Source organism: Saccharopolyspora sp. NPDC002686, assembly GCF_040295745.1.
Classification (GTDB): domain Bacteria; phylum Actinomycetota; class Actinomycetes; order Mycobacteriales; family Pseudonocardiaceae; genus Saccharopolyspora; species Saccharopolyspora oryzae.
In genome coordinates, this window is the sequence record NZ_JBEOVY010000679.1 from 1 (window position 1) to 1,090 (window position 1,090).

General features: G+C 69.9%; 1 protein-coding gene. It reads right to left on the reverse strand.

What is annotated here, in order from left to right:
- Positions 1–126: 126 nt before the first annotated feature.
- Positions 127–975, reverse strand: coding sequence for an SWIM zinc finger family protein (locus tag ABTZ89_RS38840; protein ID WP_351054505.1), 849 nt, complete (start codon positions 973–975; stop codon positions 127–129).
- Between the last annotated feature and the right edge of the window lie 115 nt (positions 976–1,090).

The window sequence follows — 1,090 nt, forward strand, 5'->3', positions numbered from 1 at the left end:
CCTCGCGCAGGAAATCGACGATGCCCTGGGGGTCCTCCTCGTCGAGGAGGTGGTGCAGGATGCCGCACAGCATCACGCACACGGGCTGGTCGAAAACAGTTTCAATTGAAACTGCGGAACCAGGGTTCACACCATCGTGCCGTCTACTGTGGACAAGAGAGCGCGAGCGCGGGTCGCCGCGTCGGCCGCCAGCTCGGCGAGTGCTGCGGTGTCGACCGGGGGCTCCTCGACCTCCACGTCCACCAGCAGCGGTGCCAGGTCCAGCGGCGGGACCAGCACCGGACCGGGCCCGTCCGGCAGCGGAACGACCGGAGCCGCCCATGCCTCCGTAGCGGGAGTTCCCGACGTGGCTTCGCCGTCGTCCGCGCCCTGCCGGGCGTTGCGCCGGTGCAGTTCCTCGGTCAGCTCGTCCTCGGCCCGGCCGCGCATCAGGAGCAGGACAAACGGATCCCGGTCCAGCAGCCAGGAAACCTGGTAGGCCAGCGCTGCCGCGTGCTTGCACGGGCTGTCCCAGTCCGGGCAGTCACACTCGGTCTCGAGGTCGCCGAAGCTCGGCAGCAGGCGCACGCCCGCGTCCTCGGCGGTGTCGACCAGGTCCGGCGGCATGTCCCGGTCGAGCAGCGCGGCGATGTGCCCGGCCCGGCCGGCCACCCGGTCCAGGAACCGCTCCCACCCGGCACCGGTCAGCTCCGCGAGGTGGACTTCGGTGCGGTACGGCTGGTCCGGGTCGCCGTCGTGCACCGGCGCGGAGATCCGCCCGGGGCTGACCGTGATCGCCCCGACCTGGCCGGCGAACGCGTACTTGCGCCCCTTCTTCAGTTGTTCCGGGTCGAGCGCGGTGTACTCCACCGCCTCGATCCACGCGTTGCCCCACCAGGTGTCGGCGAACTTCTTGCCGTACCGCTTGCCCGGCGGGAACGCGGGGAACGTCTCTGCGCGCACCGGTTCGTCCTCGAAGTCGTCGTAGTAGGACATGTCAGGCGCTCCTCAACTCGACCAGTCGCCGAAGCTCGGCGTCGGACAGCTCGCTCAGCGCGGCTTCACCACCCACGATCGCGTCGGCCAATTCCCGCTTGTGCACGAGGAGTTC